This is a genomic window from Pseudomonas sp. TCU-HL1 (assembly GCF_001708505.1).
Taxonomy (GTDB): domain Bacteria; phylum Pseudomonadota; class Gammaproteobacteria; order Pseudomonadales; family Pseudomonadaceae; genus Metapseudomonas.
This window is the reverse complement of the sequence record NZ_CP015992.1, coordinates 5,520,232-5,535,604: the sequence shown is the minus strand read 5'-3', so window position 1 is coordinate 5,535,604 and position 15,373 is coordinate 5,520,232. Positions and strand designations below refer to the sequence as shown.

General features: G+C 66.6%; 4 protein-coding genes and 1 pseudogene. 4 read left to right on the top strand and 1 reads right to left on the bottom strand.

Translation table 11 applies throughout. The features are described 5' to 3' along the window. The first annotated feature begins 18 nt into the window (after positions 1-18). Both THL1_RS25390 and THL1_RS25385 read left to right on the top strand, forming a co-directional pair. Positions 19-1,680, top strand: coding sequence for a Na/Pi cotransporter family protein (locus tag THL1_RS25390; RefSeq protein ID WP_069085824.1), 1,662 nt, complete (start codon positions 19-21; stop codon positions 1,678-1,680). An 81-nt stretch (positions 1,681-1,761) separates the two neighbouring features. Next, positions 1,762-6,669, top strand: a complete 4,908-nt coding sequence (locus THL1_RS25385) for an alpha-2-macroglobulin family protein (protein ID WP_069085823.1) — start codon at positions 1,762-1,764, stop codon at positions 6,667-6,669. Between the two features lie 48 nt (positions 6,670-6,717). On the opposite strand, the gene THL1_RS25380 is transcribed toward THL1_RS25385, so the two are convergent. Beyond that, positions 6,718-11,235, bottom strand: a complete 4,518-nt coding sequence (locus THL1_RS25380; protein ID WP_069085822.1) for a cadherin-like domain-containing protein — start codon at positions 11,233-11,235, stop codon at positions 6,718-6,720. Positions 11,236-11,727: 492 nt separating this feature from the next. Here THL1_RS25380 and pbpC point away from each other — a divergent pair, with 492 nt between their 5' ends. Next, a complete protein-coding gene (pbpC, locus tag THL1_RS25375) occupies positions 11,728-14,079 on the top strand; it encodes a peptidoglycan glycosyltransferase PbpC (protein ID WP_069086633.1) in 2,352 nt (783 codons plus the stop codon). Positions 14,080-14,211: 132 nt separating this feature from the next. Next, positions 14,212-15,279: pseudogene (locus THL1_RS31490) on the top strand (HAMP domain-containing protein); the annotation flags it as partial. Positions 15,280-15,373: the final 94 nt, after the last annotated feature.

The following is a 15,373-nucleotide window of genomic DNA, read 5'->3' as shown; positions in this document are numbered from 1 at the left end:
ACCCGAAGGAGTCCCGCCATGCAGGGAACTACCCTACTGATCAACCTGGCCGGCGCCGTGGCCCTGCTGCTGTGGGGCACGCACATGATTTCCAGCGGCGTCCTGCGCGGTTTCGGCACCGCGCTGCGCAACTGGCTCGGCCGCCACCTGGGCAACCGCTGGCTGGCGCTGCTCGCCGGGCTCGGCATCACCGGCCTGCTGCAGAGCAGCACGGCCACCAGCATGATGGCGGCGTCCTTCACCGCCAGCGGCGCGCTGGGCCTGACGCCGGCGCTGGCGGTGATGCTCGGCGCCAACATCGGCACCACCCTGGTGGTGCAACTGCTCAGCTTCGACACCTCGCTGCTGGCGCCCCTGGCCCTGCTGGCGGGGTGGGTGCTGTTCCGCCTGCAGGGCGACCCGCGCCTGGAGAGCATCGGCCAGAGCCTGATCGGCCTCGGCCTGATGCTCCTGGCATTGGGGCTGCTCGGGCACTCGCTGGAGCGCATCGAAGGCTCGGCGGTATTCGCTGCCGTGATCGCTGCCTTACAGGGCGACCCGCTCATCGCCCTGTTGCTGGCCGCGCTGTTGACCTGGGCCTGCCACTCCAGCGTCGCCGTGCTGCTGCTGGTGGCCTCCCTGGCCGGCACCGGCCTCGTTTCGTTGTCCACTGCCCTGGCACTGGTGCTGGGCGCCAACCTCGGAGGCGCCTTGCCGGCGCTCATCGTGTCGGGCAGCCGGGTGGCACGGCGGCTGCCCCTCGGCAATCTGCTGGTGCGCGCGCTTGGCTGCCTGCTGGCATTGCCCGTCCTGGCGCAACTGGCCGCCCTCGGCGCACCGTTCGGCGGCGCCGCCGTGGTGTATTTCCACACCGCCTTCAACGTCGTACTGGCGCTGCTGGTGATCGGGCTCACCGGGCCGCTGGCCGCCCTGCTGATGCGTTTGCTACCGGATGAACCGGAACCCGACGACCCCGGCCTGCCGCATTACCTGGACGAAGCCGGACTGGAGGTCACCAATGTCGGCCTGGCCAATGCCACCCGTGAGTCCTTGCGCCTGGCCGACATGGCGATGCTGATGCTGCGCCGCACCACCGGCTTGATCGAGGCGCCTGATCGCACCGCCATCAGCGAGATCCGTTCCCAGGACCAGGCGCTCGACCAGTTGAGTGCGGCGATTCGCGCCTACCTGGCCGATATCGGCCAGGACGGCATGAGCGATGGCGATGCCGACCGCGCCCAGGAGATTCTTCTGTTCGCGATCAACATCGAGCATGTCGGCGACCTGGTGGCCAACAGCCTGCTGCCGCTGGTGATGCGCCGGGCCTTTTCCGAGTTCGAGATGAGCTGGGTACTGCCGCTGCAGGCGGCGATCGAGGAAAGCCTGCACCTGGCGATCAGCGTGTTCCTGCGCGAGGACCTGACGGCAGCACAACGGCTGCAGGCCCGCAAGGAGCTGCTGCGGCGTCTGGAGGCCAACGCCAGCCGCGAATATTTCCGCCGGCTGCGAGAAAACCGTGGCGCCTGGGTGGAGTCGGGCGACCTCTTCCACCGTATGCTGCGCGACTACTGGCGCATCCATCATCACGTCACCGCGCTGGCCTACCCGATGCTGGAGCGCGGTGGCACCGCCGCCGCGCCGCGCCGCCCGGCTGCACCCGGACGCAGCGACGAACCCCAGGCGTCACCGGGGGCGCTCTGAGGCGATGGCGTAGCCCTCGTCAGCCCCACAGCCCTCGGCTATATTCTGCCCCTGCCCCGTTTCCCCCCTCTGGGAGCCCCCATGCCGAAGAAAGGACTACTTCTGGCGCTGGCGCTGAGCCTGCTCAGTGCCTGTGATTCCTCTACCCCCGAGCAGCCGGCGAGCAAGTCGCCGCCCCCTGCTGCCACCGGGGAGGCCGCCCGCCCTGCCGCCGACACCGCAGCCCTGGCCACGCGTTACGCCGGCCGCGAGCTCAAGGTGATCGACGTTTCCGAAGTGCAGCTCGACGGCGCCAGCGCCCTGTCGGTGACCTTCTCCGTACCGCTGGACCCGGAGCAGCCGTTCGCCGAACGCCTGCATCTGGTGGACAGCAAGGACGGCAAGGTGGACGGCGCCTGGGAGCTCTCCGACAACCTGATGGAGCTGCGCCTGCGCCATCTGGAACCCAAGCGCAAGCTGGTGCTGACCATCGACCCCGGCCTGCGCGCGGTGAATGACGCACGCCTCGCCGAAGAGCACATCACCCGCCTGGAAACCCGCGACCTGCAGGCCACCGTCGGCTTCGCCAGTCGTGGCTCGCTGCTGCCCACCCGCCTTGCCGAAGGCCTGCCCGTGATCGCCCTGAACGTCGACAAGGTCGACGTGGACTTCTTCCGCGTGAAGGCCGAGTCGCTGCCGGGCTTCCTCGCCCGCTGGGGCAAGCGTGGCACCCTGGATATCTGGGAATCCCGCGAGCTGCTGAAGATGACCGACCTGGTCTACACCGGCCGCTTCGACCTGAAGCCTGCGCGCAACACCCGTGAAACCCTGTTGCTGCCCATCGTGGGCCTTGAGCCGATGAAGCAGCCGGGTGTTTACCTGGCGGTGATGAAAGAGGCCGGCAGCTACACGTATTCCAACCCCGCGACGCTGTTCACCCTGAGCGACATCGGCCTGTCCGCGCACCGCTACAGCGATCGCCTCGACGTCTTCACCCAGGCGCTCGAAGGCGGCGCCGCCCAAGCCGACATCGCCCTGGAACTGCTGGATGGCGAAGGCCGCGTGCTGGCCCAGGGCAAGACCGACGGCAAGGGCCACGCCGAACTGCCGCTGGCGCCCAAGGCCGAGGTGCTGATTGCCCGTAAGGACGAACAGATCAGCCTGCTGCGCCTGTCCGCGCCGGCGCTGGACCTGGCCGAGTTCGACATTGCCGGCCGCGCCAGCCACGCCCTGCTATTCTTCGTCTTCGGCCCGCGCGATCTGTACCGCCCCGGCGAAACGGTGTTGCTCAACGCCCTGCTGCGCGACGCCGATGGCCGTGCGGTGAAGGACCAGCCCGTGACCGTGGAGGTGCGTCGCCCGGACGAGCAGGTCAGCCGCCGCTTCGTCTGGGAAGCCGGGGAGGGTGGTTTCTACCAGTACCAATTGCAGTTGGCGGCCGAGGCGCCGACCGGCCGCTGGCAACTACTCCTCGACCTGGGTGACGGCAAGCCGCAGCTCTATGAATTCCTCGTGGAAGACTTCCTGCCCGAACGCATGGCCCTGGAGCTCAAGGGCAGCGACCAGCCCTTCGCGCCCGGCGAGAACGCCCGCTTCCAGATCACCGGCCGCTACCTCTATGGCGCGCCGGCTTCCGGCAATCGCCTGACTGGCCAGCTCTACGTGCGCCCGCTGCGCGAGGCGGTGAAGGCCCTGCCCGGCTACCAGTTCGGCTCGGTGACCGAAGACGAGCTGAAGCAGGACATCGAGCTGGATGAAACCCAGCTCGATGCTGACGGCAAGACCGAACTGAACATCGAAACCCGCTGGGCCGAGGCCAAGTCGCCGCTGCAACTGATTCTCCAGGCCAGCCTGCAGGAATCCGGTGGCCGCCCGATCACCCGCCGCCTGGTGCAGCCGGTGTGGCCGGCCGATCGCCTGCCGGGCCTGCGCGCGCTGTTCGACGGTGAGGAGACCGATGCCGACAGCGTGGCCGAGTTCGAGCTGCTGGTGGCCGACCCCGACGGCAACAAGCTGGCCGCCGACAACCTCAAGGTGCGTCTGGTGCGCGAGCGTCGCGACTACTACTGGAACTATTCCGATAGCGATGGCTGGACCTACCACTACAACGAAAAGTACCTGAACCTCTCCGAAGAGCAGGTGCAGGTGGCCGCTGGCGGCACCGCCAAGGTCAGCTTCCCGGTGGAGTGGGGCCCCTATCGCGTGGAAGTCGAAGACCCGCAAACCGGCATCACCAGCAGCCAGCGCTTCTGGGCCGGCTACCGCTGGCAGGACAACGTCGAAGGCGGTGCCGTGCGTCCGGACCAGGTCAAGCTGGCGCTGGACAAGCCGGCCTATGCCGAAGGCGACACGGCCCAGGTCACCGTCACGCCGCCCAGCGCCGGCAGCGGCTACCTGCTGGTGGAGTCCGCCGAAGGCCCGCTGTGGTGGCAACCCATCGAGGTGCCGGCCGAAGGCAAAAGCTTCGACATTCCGGTAGCCAAGGAGTGGGCGCGTCACGACCTCTACGTCAGCGCCCTGGTGATCCGCCCCGGCGAGCGCAAGGCCAGTGTCACGCCCAAGCGTGCGGTGGGCCTGCTGCACCTGCCACTGGAGCGGGCGCCGCGCAAGCTGGCGCTCACCCTGACCGCGCCGGAGAAGATGCGGCCCAAGCAGCCGCTGAAGGTTCAGATTCAGGCGAAGAACGCCGACGGCAGCGTGCCAAAGTCAGTGAATGTGCTGGTGGCCGCGGTGGACGTGGGCATCCTCAATATCACTCGCTACGCGACACCTGATCCCTTCGCCACGCTGTTTGGCCGCAAGGCCTACGGCGCTGACCAACTGGACGTCTACGGCCAACTGATCGAAGCCGGACAGGGGCGCCTTGCCACCCTGGCCTTCGGTGGCGACGCTGCCCTGGCCGGTGGCGGCAAGCGCCCGCAGACCAGCGTCACCATCGTCGCCCTGCAAAGCGCGCCAGTGAGCCTGGACGAGCAGGGGCTGGGCGAAGTCAGCCTGGATATTCCCGACTTCAATGGGGAACTGCGCCTGATGGCCCAGGCCTGGACCGACGAGCGCTATGGCATGGCCGAGGCGAAGACGGTGGTGGCCGCACCGCTGGTGGCCGAACTGGCCGCGCCACGCTTCCTCGCCGGTGGCGACCAGACCACCCTGGCGCTGGACCTGACCAACCTCTCCGGCAAGCCGCAGCGGCTGGATATCAACCTGGAAAGCAGCGGTCAACTGGACCTTGCCCAGAGCGGCGGCGCCCAGACCGCTCCCGTCCAGCTTGCCGACGGCCAGCGCACCACCCTGCGCATCCCGGTGCGCGCAGTGGGCGGCTACGGCCAGGGCCGCTTCAAGGTGACCGTCAACGGCCTGGAGCTGCCGGGCGAGAACCTGCCGCCCTTCAGTCGCGAATGGACCCTGGGTGTGCGTCCGGCCTATCCGGCACAGCTCAGGCAATTCCGCGCGGTACTCAAGGGCGATACCTGGACCCTGCCGGCCGGCACCCTAGATGCCTACGAGCCGGATGGCCGCGAAGCGTTGCTGCAACTCTCCAGCCGCCCACCGCTGAACCTCGGCGAGCAGGTCCGTGCCCTCAAGGCTTACCCTTACGGCTGCGCCGAGCAGACCACCAGTGGCCTGTATCCCTCGCTCTATGCCGATGCCGCGTCCCTCAAGCGCCTAGGCCTGGAAGGCGAACCGGACGATGCGCGTCGCAAGTCCATCGACCTCGGAATCGAGCGCCTGCTGGGCATGCAGCGCTACAACGGCAGCTTCGGCCTGTGGAGCGCCGACAGCGAAGAGGAGTACTGGCTGACCGCCTATGTCACCGACTTCCTCCTGCGTGCCCGCGACCAGGGCTTCGCCGTGCCACCGGAAGCCCTGAAAAAGGCCAGCGAACGCCTGCTGCGTTACCTGCAGGAGCGCAGCCTGATCGAGGTCAGCTACAGCCAGAACGCCGATCACACCCGCTTCGCCGTGCAGGCCTACGCCGGCTACGTCCTGGCGCGCAGCCAGCAGGCGCCGCTGGGTGCGCTGCGCAGCCTCTGGGAGCGCCGTGCCGATGCCCGCTCCGGCCTGCCGCTGGTGCAGCTGGCGGTGGCCTTCCAATTGATGGGCGATGCGCCTCGTGCCGATCAGGCGCTGGAGCTGGGGCTGCGCATCCAGCGCGAAAGCCGTGATTGGCTGGCCGACTACGGCAGCCCGCTGCGCGATCAGGCGCTGATCCTCGCCCTGCTGGAAGAGCACGACCTGGCTGCCAGCGCCCGTGAGCAGCGCCTGTTCGAGCTGGCCGACCTGCTGGCCGGCGAGCGCTGGCTGTCCACCCAGGAGCGCAATGCGCTGTACCTGGCCGGTCGCGGCCTGCTGGGCAAACCTGAGCCGAACTGGCGTGCGCAACTTACCGCTGGCGACCAGCAGCGCGAGCTGAACAATCAGCAATCGGGCCTCAAGCTGGAGGGCGCATTGCTGACCGAGCCGCTGAGCATCGTCGCAGCTAGTAGCGAGCCGCTCTACCAGCAACTGACCCTCTCCGGCTATCCGCTCGTGGCACCGGCCGCCGGTGGCGACAACCTGTCCATCCGCCGCGAATTCCTCGGCGTGGATGGCCAGCGCCTTGACCTCAACGCCCTGGACAGTGGCGAGCTGGTGCTGGTGCACCTGGCCATCGAAGCGAAAGAGCGGGTGCCTGACGCGCTGGTGGTGGACCTGCTGCCCGCCGGCCTGGAGCTGGAAAACCAGAACCTCGCCCAGAGCGCCGCCAGCCTGGATGATGCCAGCAGCGCGGTGAAGGAATGGCAGAAATCCATGCAGAATGCTGCCATCAAGCACCAGGAGTTCCGCGACGACCGCTACGTGGCCGCGCTGGATGTCAGCGACTACGGCACCACCCATTTGCTTTACCTGGCCCGCGCCGTCACCCCCGGCAAGTACCGCGTGCCGCCGCCCACGGTGGAATCCATGTACCGCCCGAACTGGCAGGCCCTCGGGGATGCGCCGGAGCACCTGGTGGTGCGCGGCAAGTAAGGACCGAGCCGGAGCCCCCTCTCCCTTTCGGGGAGAGGGGGAAGACCCTCAGCTCGGAATGATGTGGTCGCCACCCCCGAAGGTCGCCGTTACCTGCTGGACTCCGGTAATGGTGACGATCTCAACGAACGTTGCCCCGGCGCCATTGCCATCGACATCCACCTGTACGGAGATGTCGCTGCCTACCTGCACCGCCTTGACGTAGTTGGCGATCGCTTGCGGCAGCAAGCTGGTGCCGAGCAGCACCGAGAAATCGAGCTTGTCGCCCTGGGCCGCGCTGTAGTCGGCGATGCGGTCCTCGGCCTCGCTGAGATTGTTGTACCTGAACAGGTCAGCGCCGCCGCCACCAATCAGCACATCCGCCCCCAGGCCTCCGTACAGCACATCAATGCCGGTTCCGCCATTGAGCGTGTCGTTGCCGGCTCCGCCGCGCAGTTCGTCGGCACCGCCGCTGCCGGTCAGGCTGTCATTGAATGCCGAACCAATCAGCCCTTCCATGTTCTTGTAGGTGTCGGACCCCAGGCCAACAGTAGACAAATCGACGACGGTGTTGCTGTTGCTCTGCACCAGCGTGAAGTTGAGCGCTGCAGTGGCGTCTGACAGATCGAGCAGGTCGCTGCCGGCACCGCCATCCAGGACATCGTTTCCGCTACCGCCCCGGAGAATGTCGTTGCCGCTGCTGCCGGTCAGGTTGTCGTTGTTGCGCGAACCGATCACGCCTTCCATGTTCTTGTAGGCGTCTGTGCCGATTCCGGCCAGGGCTCCCGTGCTCCAGAAACCGTTGGTGCCAGCAGCCGGGTTGCTGCCCTGATTGAGGGTGAAAGTGACTGAACCGGTGGCATCGGAGAAATCGAGCATATCGATGCCGTCACCGCCATCCAGCGTGTCGTTGTCTTCGCCCCCGCGCAGGCGATCTTCGCCACTACCGCCGATGAGAGTGTCGGCACCATTCCCGCCGACGAACAGATCACTCGCGGCCGCTCCGGTCAGGGCGTCCACGTTGCTGCCGCCGTCGAGAAAGGCTGCCTGGTAACTGTTGCCGGACAGGTTGATGCTCGACGCGCCGTTGGTGGAGACGAGATTTACCGTTACCGATCCGGTGGTCGTTCCGCCGGCATTGTCCGAAAGGGTGTAGGTGAACGCACCAAAGGGGGCGGCCGGGTTGTTGCCGCTGACGAAGGTAATCAGGCTGTTGTTCGAGCCTTCGATGAACTTCACATCGGAAATCGCGCCTGTTCCCTGGCCGAGACCGATGAGGGACAGGAACGACCCATCGACATCAAAGTCGTTGCCCAGCAAGGCGGCGACCGAAAAGACGATGCCAGTTCCATTGGCCGGATTGAAGGCTGCGGTGTTGTTGGATACGTAGAGCACATCGTTGGTCGCAACCGGCGCGGCGTTCACCTGCGTGGCCGTGACCGTGATGCCCAGGTTGTCGACATCGCTGGCAGCGCCATCGCTGGTTGTCATGGTCAGCGTGTCTTCGCCGCTGAAGTTGGCGGCGGAGAGGTAGCTGATATTCGCGGCCAGCGTCGCGTTGATCTGGGCGAGCGTTCCGTTGAGCGTGAGTGTCGAGGTGTTAAGGCCAGTAACCGAGGCGCCGCCTAAGAAGGACTGGGCGGACAGGCTGCCGTGGGCGACCTGGAACGTCACGGTCAGGTTGCTCGAGGCGGCGTCCACGTCGGCAATGCTAAGGCCACTGATGCCCTTGGGGGCTCCGGCGGGAGTGGATTGTGGGCCGGGCAGGGTGTTCACAGGTGCATCGTTGACCGGGGTGATGTCGAGACTGGCGCTGCCGGCAGCACTGAGCGAGCCGTCCGTGACCGAGTAGCTGAAGCTGACGGACGTGTCGTCGTTCAGTGCCGGCGTATAGCTCCAGGTGCCGTTGCCATTGTCGACCAAGGAACCGCTGCCGGCGCTGATCTGCAGATTGGTAGCGGTCAGGGCAGGGCCGTCGACATCCGCTGCGTTGGCCAGCAATTGCGCCTGGGTGATGAGGCGCGCACCGCTGTCTTCGGCAATCGCAGTCAGGGTTACCGGAGTGGTGGTCGGGGCGTCGTTGACCGGGGTGATATCCAGCGTGGCACTACCGGCAGCGCTGAGTGAGCCGTCAGTTACGAAGTAGGTAAAGCTCACCGCCGTGTCGTCGTTGAGCGCCGGGGTATAGCTCCAGGTGCCATTGCCGTTGTCGATCAATGTGCCGCTGCCGGCGCTGATCTGAAGGTTGGTAGCGGTCAGGGCAGGGCCGTCGACGTCTGCTGCATTGCCCAGCAACTGGGCCTGGGTGATCAGGCGGGCTCCGCTGTCCTCGGCGATGGAGGCGAGGGTTACCGGGGCGGTGGTGGGGGCGTCGTTGACTGGGGTGATCTCCAGGCTGGCGCTGCCATCGGCGCTGAGCAGGCCGTCGGTCACCGAGTAGCTGAAGCTCACTGCGGTGTCGTCATTGAGGGCCGGTGTATAGCTCCAGGTGCCGTCGCTATTGTCGAGCAGGCTACCGCTGCCGGCGCTGATCTGCAGATTGGTCGCAGTCAAAGTTGGGCCGTCGACATCCGTTGCATTGGCAAGCAACTCGGTCTGGGTAATCAGGCGGGCGCCGCTGTCTTCGGCGATGGCGTCCAGCGTCACTTCGCTAGTTGTCGGCGCATCGTTGACCGGAGTGATGTCGAGGCTGGCGCTGCCGGCGACGGTGAGGTCGCCGTCGCTGATCGTGTAGCTGAAGCTCACCGCCGTGTCGTCGTTTTCGTTCGGGGAATAGCTCCAGGTGCCATCGCCGTTATCGGTCAGGGTGCCGCCACCACTGCTGATCGTCAGCCCGCTGGCGGCGAGCGTGTCGCCTTCGATGTCATCGGCATTGGCCAGCAGCTCGGCTTGGGTAATCAGGCGGATGCCGCTGTCTTCGGCGATAGCGTTCAACGTCACTTCGCTAGTTGTCGGCGCATCGTTGACCGGGGTGATATCGAGGCTGGCGCTGCCGGCGACGGTGAGGTCGCCGTCGCTGATCGTGTAGCTGAAGCTCACCGCCGTGTCGTCGTTTTCGTCCGGGCTATAGCTCCAGGTGCCATCGCCGTTATCGGTCAGGGTGCCGCCACCACTGCTGATCGTCAGCCCGCTGGCGGTGAGCGTGTCGCCTTCGATGTCATCGGCATTGGCCAGCAGCTCGGCTTGGGTAATCAGGCGGATGCCGCTGTCTTCGGCGATGGCGTCCAGCGTCACTTCGCTAGTTGTCGGCGCATCGTTGACCGGGGTGATATCGAGGCTGGCGCTGCCGGCGACAGTGAGGTCGCCGTCGCTGATCGAGTAGCTGAAGCTCACCGCCGTGTCGTCGTTTTCGTCCGGGGAATAGCTCCAGGTGCCATCGCCGTTGTCGGTCAGGGTGCCTCCGCCGCTGCTGATCGTCAGGTCGCTGACAGTGAGTTCGTCGCCCTCGATGTCGGTGGCATTGGCGAGAAATTCGGCCTGAGTAATGGTGCGGGCACCGCTGTCTTCGGCGATGGCGGTCAGGGTTACCGGAGTGGTGGTGGGGGCGTCGTTGACCGGAGTGATATCCAGCGTGGCGCTGCCGGACGCCGTGAGCGAACCATCGCTGACGGTGTAGGTGAAGGACACCTGGGTGTCGTCGTTCAGCGCCGGGGTGTACGTCCAGGTGCCGTTGCCGTTATTGACCAGGGAGCCGCTGCCTGCGCTGATCTGCAGATTGGTAGCGGTCAGGGCAGGACCGTCGACATCTGCCGCATTGGCCAGCAACTGGGTCTGGGTGATCAGGCGGGCGCCGCTGTCTTCGGCAATGGCGGCCAGCGTCACGGCGCTGGTCGTCGGCGCATCGTTGACCGGCGTGATATCGAGGCTTGCGCTACCGGCAACGCTCAGCGAGCCATCGCTGATGCTGTAGGTGAAGGACGCCTGAGTGTCGTCGTTCAGAGCGGGGGTGTAAGTCCAGGTGCCATTACCGTTGTCGACCAGGCTGCCATTGCCTGAACTGATCTGCAGGTCGCTGGCGGTGAGTCCATCACCGTCGATGTCCGAGGCATGGGCCAGCAGTTCGGCCTGGGTGATGAGGCGCGCACCACTGTCCTCGGCGATGGCAGACAGGGTTACCGGGCCGCTGACCACCGGTGCGTCGTTGACGCCGGCGATCCGCACCGTCGCCGTTGCCCAGCTCAGGGTGCCATTGCCCAGGCGTATGGCGTAGGTGAAGCTGTCGGTCAGGTACTCGCCGACAGACAGACTCCGGTATTCCTCGCTCTGGAGGAGCGCGCTGGCGTCGTAGAGGACCTTGACCTTCCCATCCAGCGTGTCCTGGCCGATCCAGATGTGGGCGCCGTAGGCGCTGTAGCAATTCTGGTCATGGGCCAGCAGGTCCGCTTGTATCTGCGTCCGGGTCGCCGCGCTGCCATCGGCCGTAACGCCATCGTCCAGCGAGTAGAGGGTTTTGGCCTTTCCACCTAGGTCGTTCGCCATGACATCCAGGCAGATGTAGTCGAGGCCGTCCCGCACCAGATTCTCATAGAGAAAGCTGTCGCCGTTCGCCTGGGGGGTATTGCTGAATGCGACGGTGGAGATGGCCATGCTGAGTTCCTTGCGCTGAATGTGTTGGTCTTGTCGGCGTTACCAGGGCCTGCCAGCGGCGCCAGGCGGGCCCTGGGCCGCCCGGTCAACGGCTGCCGACCGCTGCGGCAGGGGCGCGCGAAGCCCGAAGGCGGCGCGCAGGAATCTGCGAGCACCCATGGAAGGGACTCCTGAAGCGAGCAAGGGACCGTGGGGATGAGAGGCACCGACTACAGCGACGGCCAAAGCACTGTAATGTCAGTTTGATAGTCGTTTAGGAGCAGCCCGAGTCCCTGTAAAGGAGTGTCCCGGGGCGAAGAGTACTGGCGGTCGAAATCACGACGAACGGCAAATTTGAGTCGGAAATTTGACGGGCGATGTGATGACGCTTTGCTCGTGGAGCGTGGCGGCTTGTGGTGAAGGCCGGATGGGACGACCATCTGCCCCTTGATTCGGCCTTGCCCTGGAGACGACATGGCCCGGTACCCTCAGGTCGACCCGGTATCCGCCAGGATGGTGTGGACAAGGTCAGGCCGACTCTGGCGCCTTTTGTGCCGGCCCTTGTTGCTGATACCGCTGCTGATACTGGCGCTGCTCTGGTCCGCCGACCGGCTGTTCCCGCTGCCCCTGCCGGGCGATGACCTGGCGCGGGTGGTGCTGGCCGAGGACGGTACGCCGCTCTGGCGCTTTGCCGATGCCGAGGGCGTGTGGCGCTACCCGATCAGCCTGGACGAGGTATCGCCCTATTACCTGGAAGCCCTGCTCACTTACGAAGACCGCTGGTTCTACCAGCACCCCGGTGTGAATCCCCTGGCGCTGGCGCGGGCTGCCTGGCTCAACCTCAGCGGAGGGCGCGTGCTTTCCGGCGGCAGCACGCTGTCGATGCAGGTGGCGCGGCTGCTCGATCCGCACCCGCGCACCTTCGCTGGCAAGCTACGCCAGCTCTGGCGCACTGCACAGTTGGAGTGGCACCTGTCCAAGGACGAAATCCTCGGCCTCTATCTCAACCGCGCGCCCTTCGGCGGCACCTTGCAGGGTGTGGCGGCGGCCAGTTGGGCCTACCTCGGCAAGCCGCCTTCGCAGCTGACCCGCGCCGAGGCTGCGCTGCTCGCGGTGCTGCCCCAGGCCCCCAGCCGGCTGCGTCCGGACCGTCACCCGGAGCAGGCCCAGGCGGCTCGCGACAAGGTGCTGCGGCGCCTGGCGCAGTTCCAGGTCTGGCCCGAAGGAGCGGTGAAAGAAGCCATGGAAGAGCCGGTGTTGCTCGCTCCGCGTCAGGAGCCCAGCCTGGCGCCACTGCTGGCGCGGCGGCTGAACAAGGCAAACAGCCCGCCGCTGATCCGCACTACCCTCGACGCCGCCCTGCAACGTCGTCTGGAAGACCTGATACTGGGCTGGCGCGCCCGTCTGCCCGAGTACACCTCGGCGGCCGTCCTGGTGGTTGAGCACCAGACCATGGCGGTGCGCGCATACCTGGGCTCGATCGACATCGCGGACGAACGCCGTTTCGGTCATGTCGACATGATCACGTCCGTGCGCTCTCCGGGTTCCACCCTCAAACCCTTCCTCTACGGCATGGCCCTGGACGCCGGGCTGATCCATTCCGAATCCTTGCTGCAGGACGTACCCCGCCGCTACGGCGACTACCGCCCCGGCAACTTCGCCGCCGGTTTCATCGGCCCGGTGTCGGCCAGCGAGGCGCTGGGCATGTCCCTCAATCTCCCAGCGGTGCAGCTGCTGGAGGCATACGGGCCCAAGCGCTTCGCCGGCGAGCTGCGCAATGTCGGCGTGCCTTTGGCGCTGCCGACGGCCAGTGAACCAAACCTGGCACTGATCCTCGGTGGCGCGGGCAGCAAGCTGGAAGAACTGGTCAGCGGCTACAGCGCCTTCGCCCGCCAGGGGCGCGTCGCTCGCCTGCGCTTGCAGCCCCAGGATGCCTTGCAGGAGCGCCGCCTGCTCTCGCCCGGTTCTGCCTGGATCATCCGGCGTATCCTCTCCGGCCAGGCACGCCCGGACCGTGATCCCCGTGCACGTCTGACCCAGCGCCCGGTGCTGGCCTGGAAGACCGGCACCAGTTACGGCTTCCGCGATGCCTGGGCCATTGGTGTCGGGCCGCGCTACCTGATTGGCGTGTGGATCGGCCGCCCCGACGGCACCCCGGTGCCCGGCCAGTTCGGCCTGGCGTCGGCCGCCCCGTTGCTGCTGCAGGTGCATGACCTGCTGGTGAACCGCGACAGCCAGCGGGGCATCTCCCAGCCGCTGAGCCCGCAACCGCCGGAGGTGGGCGTGGCCGCTATCTGTTGGCCACTCGGCCAGCCCATGGCCAGGGGCGACGCCAACTGTCGTCGCCAGCTCTTCGCCTGGACGCTGGAGGGCACCACGCCGCCGACACTGCTGGCCGCCGACCAGCCCATCGGCCTGGGGCTACGCCAGCCGCTCTGGGTGGACGCCGACGGCCGTCAGGTCGCCGCCGGCTGCAGCGGCGCCCAGGCGCGGGAGCTGGTGCTCTGGCCGGCGCCCCTGGAGCCTTGGCTACCGCGCCGCGAACGGCGCGCCGCGCGTTTGCCCGCGGTGGACCCAGCGTGCCCGCCGCAGCTGCCGCCGCCGGCCGCGCCACTGTCCATCGTCGGCGTGCGCGAAGGCGACCAGCTGCGACGTCCGTCGGGCAGTGCCGAGCCGCTGCGACTCAGGCTCTCTGCCCTGGGCGGCAGCGGCCGGCGCTGGTGGTTCCTCGACGGCGCTCCACTTGCTGCCACCGCACCGGAGGAAAGCTTCAACCAGGAGTTTCGGCGCAGCGGCCGGCATCAACTGAGTGTCCTGGACGAAGCGGGGCAAACCGCTCGTCTGGAGTTCGCTGTCACGGACTGACCGATCGTTCAAGTTTTTGGCGTTGCACGCCGATAAGGCTTGTTGGCAAAGAGCGGGATAATTGTCGAATTGTTTGTATACAATCTCCCGCACTCGTGTCGCCTCCAACAAGACCTCCAAGGAGACAACTCCATGCGCCTCTGGCAACGCAGCATTCAGTGGCAGCTGATTTTCAGCATGGGCGCGGCCCTGCTCGCCGGCATCCTCATCGTCGTTGGCATCTACTCGGTGCTGATGAATCGCCTGACCGAACGTTTCCTGCTGGATGAAGCCTTGCCCGCCCGCGTAGAGGCCATTGGCAATTCCCTGGAGCGCACCCTTGCGGCACCCATCACCGCCAACGCCGGTATTGCCCAGAACGCCCTCGTGCAGGACTGGCTGGCCGACGGCGAAGACGCGGCCCGCGCTGAAGCCTTCGCCCGCTACCTGGAAGGCGTGCGAGCCCAGCAGAACGCGACGACCACCTCCATCGCCGTGATGGACAGCGGCCACTACTACACGGGCCAGGGGCTGGCGCGCACCATCTCCCGCAGCCAGCCCGAGAACCAGTGGTTCTACAAGCTCGTGGACAGCGACCGGGACCGGGTGCTGGAGATCGACATCGACAAGGGCACCCGCCTGCCAACCCTGTTCATCAACCAGCGCATCACCCGTGATGGCCGCACCCTCGGCGTCTCCGGGCTGGGCTACAGCCTGCAGTCGATGTCCGAGATGATTCGCGACTTCCGCTTCGGCGAGCGCGGCCGGGTGTTCCTGATGGACCGCGAGGGCAACATCAAGGTCCACCCCGACGCCGCCCTCAACGGCAGCGCCCGCCTGGCCGACGTGTTAGGCGCTGGCGCGTCGGCCGAGCTGCTGGCCGCTGGCGGCAAGGCCATTCGCTTCAACCGGGATGGCGAGTCTTACCTCGCCCTGGCCCGCCCGCTGGAAAGCGTCGGCTGGCAACTGGTGAGCGAAGTACCGGAAGCAGAAATCTACGCCGAAGCACGCAAGGCCATGTGGACCAGTAGCCTCGCCGGCTTCGGCGTGCTTGCCCTGTGCCTGCTGCTGGTGGTGCTGCTGGCTCGCGGACTGGTGCGCCCGATCCGCCAGGTCACCGCGGCGCTGGTGGAAATCGGCGGCGGCGGTGGTGATCTGACCCGTCGCCTGGACGAATCCCGCGTCGATGAACTGGGCGACCTGGCCCGTGGTTTCAACCGCTTCCTGGAAAGCCAGCGCAGCCTGATTGGCGAAGTGCTGGACACCAGCCAGCGCCTGCACAAGGTGGTCGGCCAAGTGGCTCTGGTGGTGGACA

What these genes read in the sequence shown, in the direction of transcription:
- THL1_RS25390 (WP_069085824.1), top strand. Translation starts at nt 19, where the DNA reads ATGCAGGGAACTACCCTACTGATCAACCTGGCCGGCGCCGTGGCCCTG.
- THL1_RS25385 (WP_069085823.1), top strand. Translation starts at nt 1,762, where the DNA reads ATGCCGAAGAAAGGACTACTTCTGGCGCTGGCGCTGAGCCTGCTCAGT.
- THL1_RS25380 (WP_069085822.1), bottom strand. Translation starts at nt 11,235, where the DNA reads ATGGCCATCTCCACCGTCGCATTCAGCAATACCCCCCAGGCGAACGGC.
- pbpC (WP_069086633.1), top strand. Translation starts at nt 11,728, where the DNA reads ATGGTGTGGACAAGGTCAGGCCGACTCTGGCGCCTTTTGTGCCGGCCC.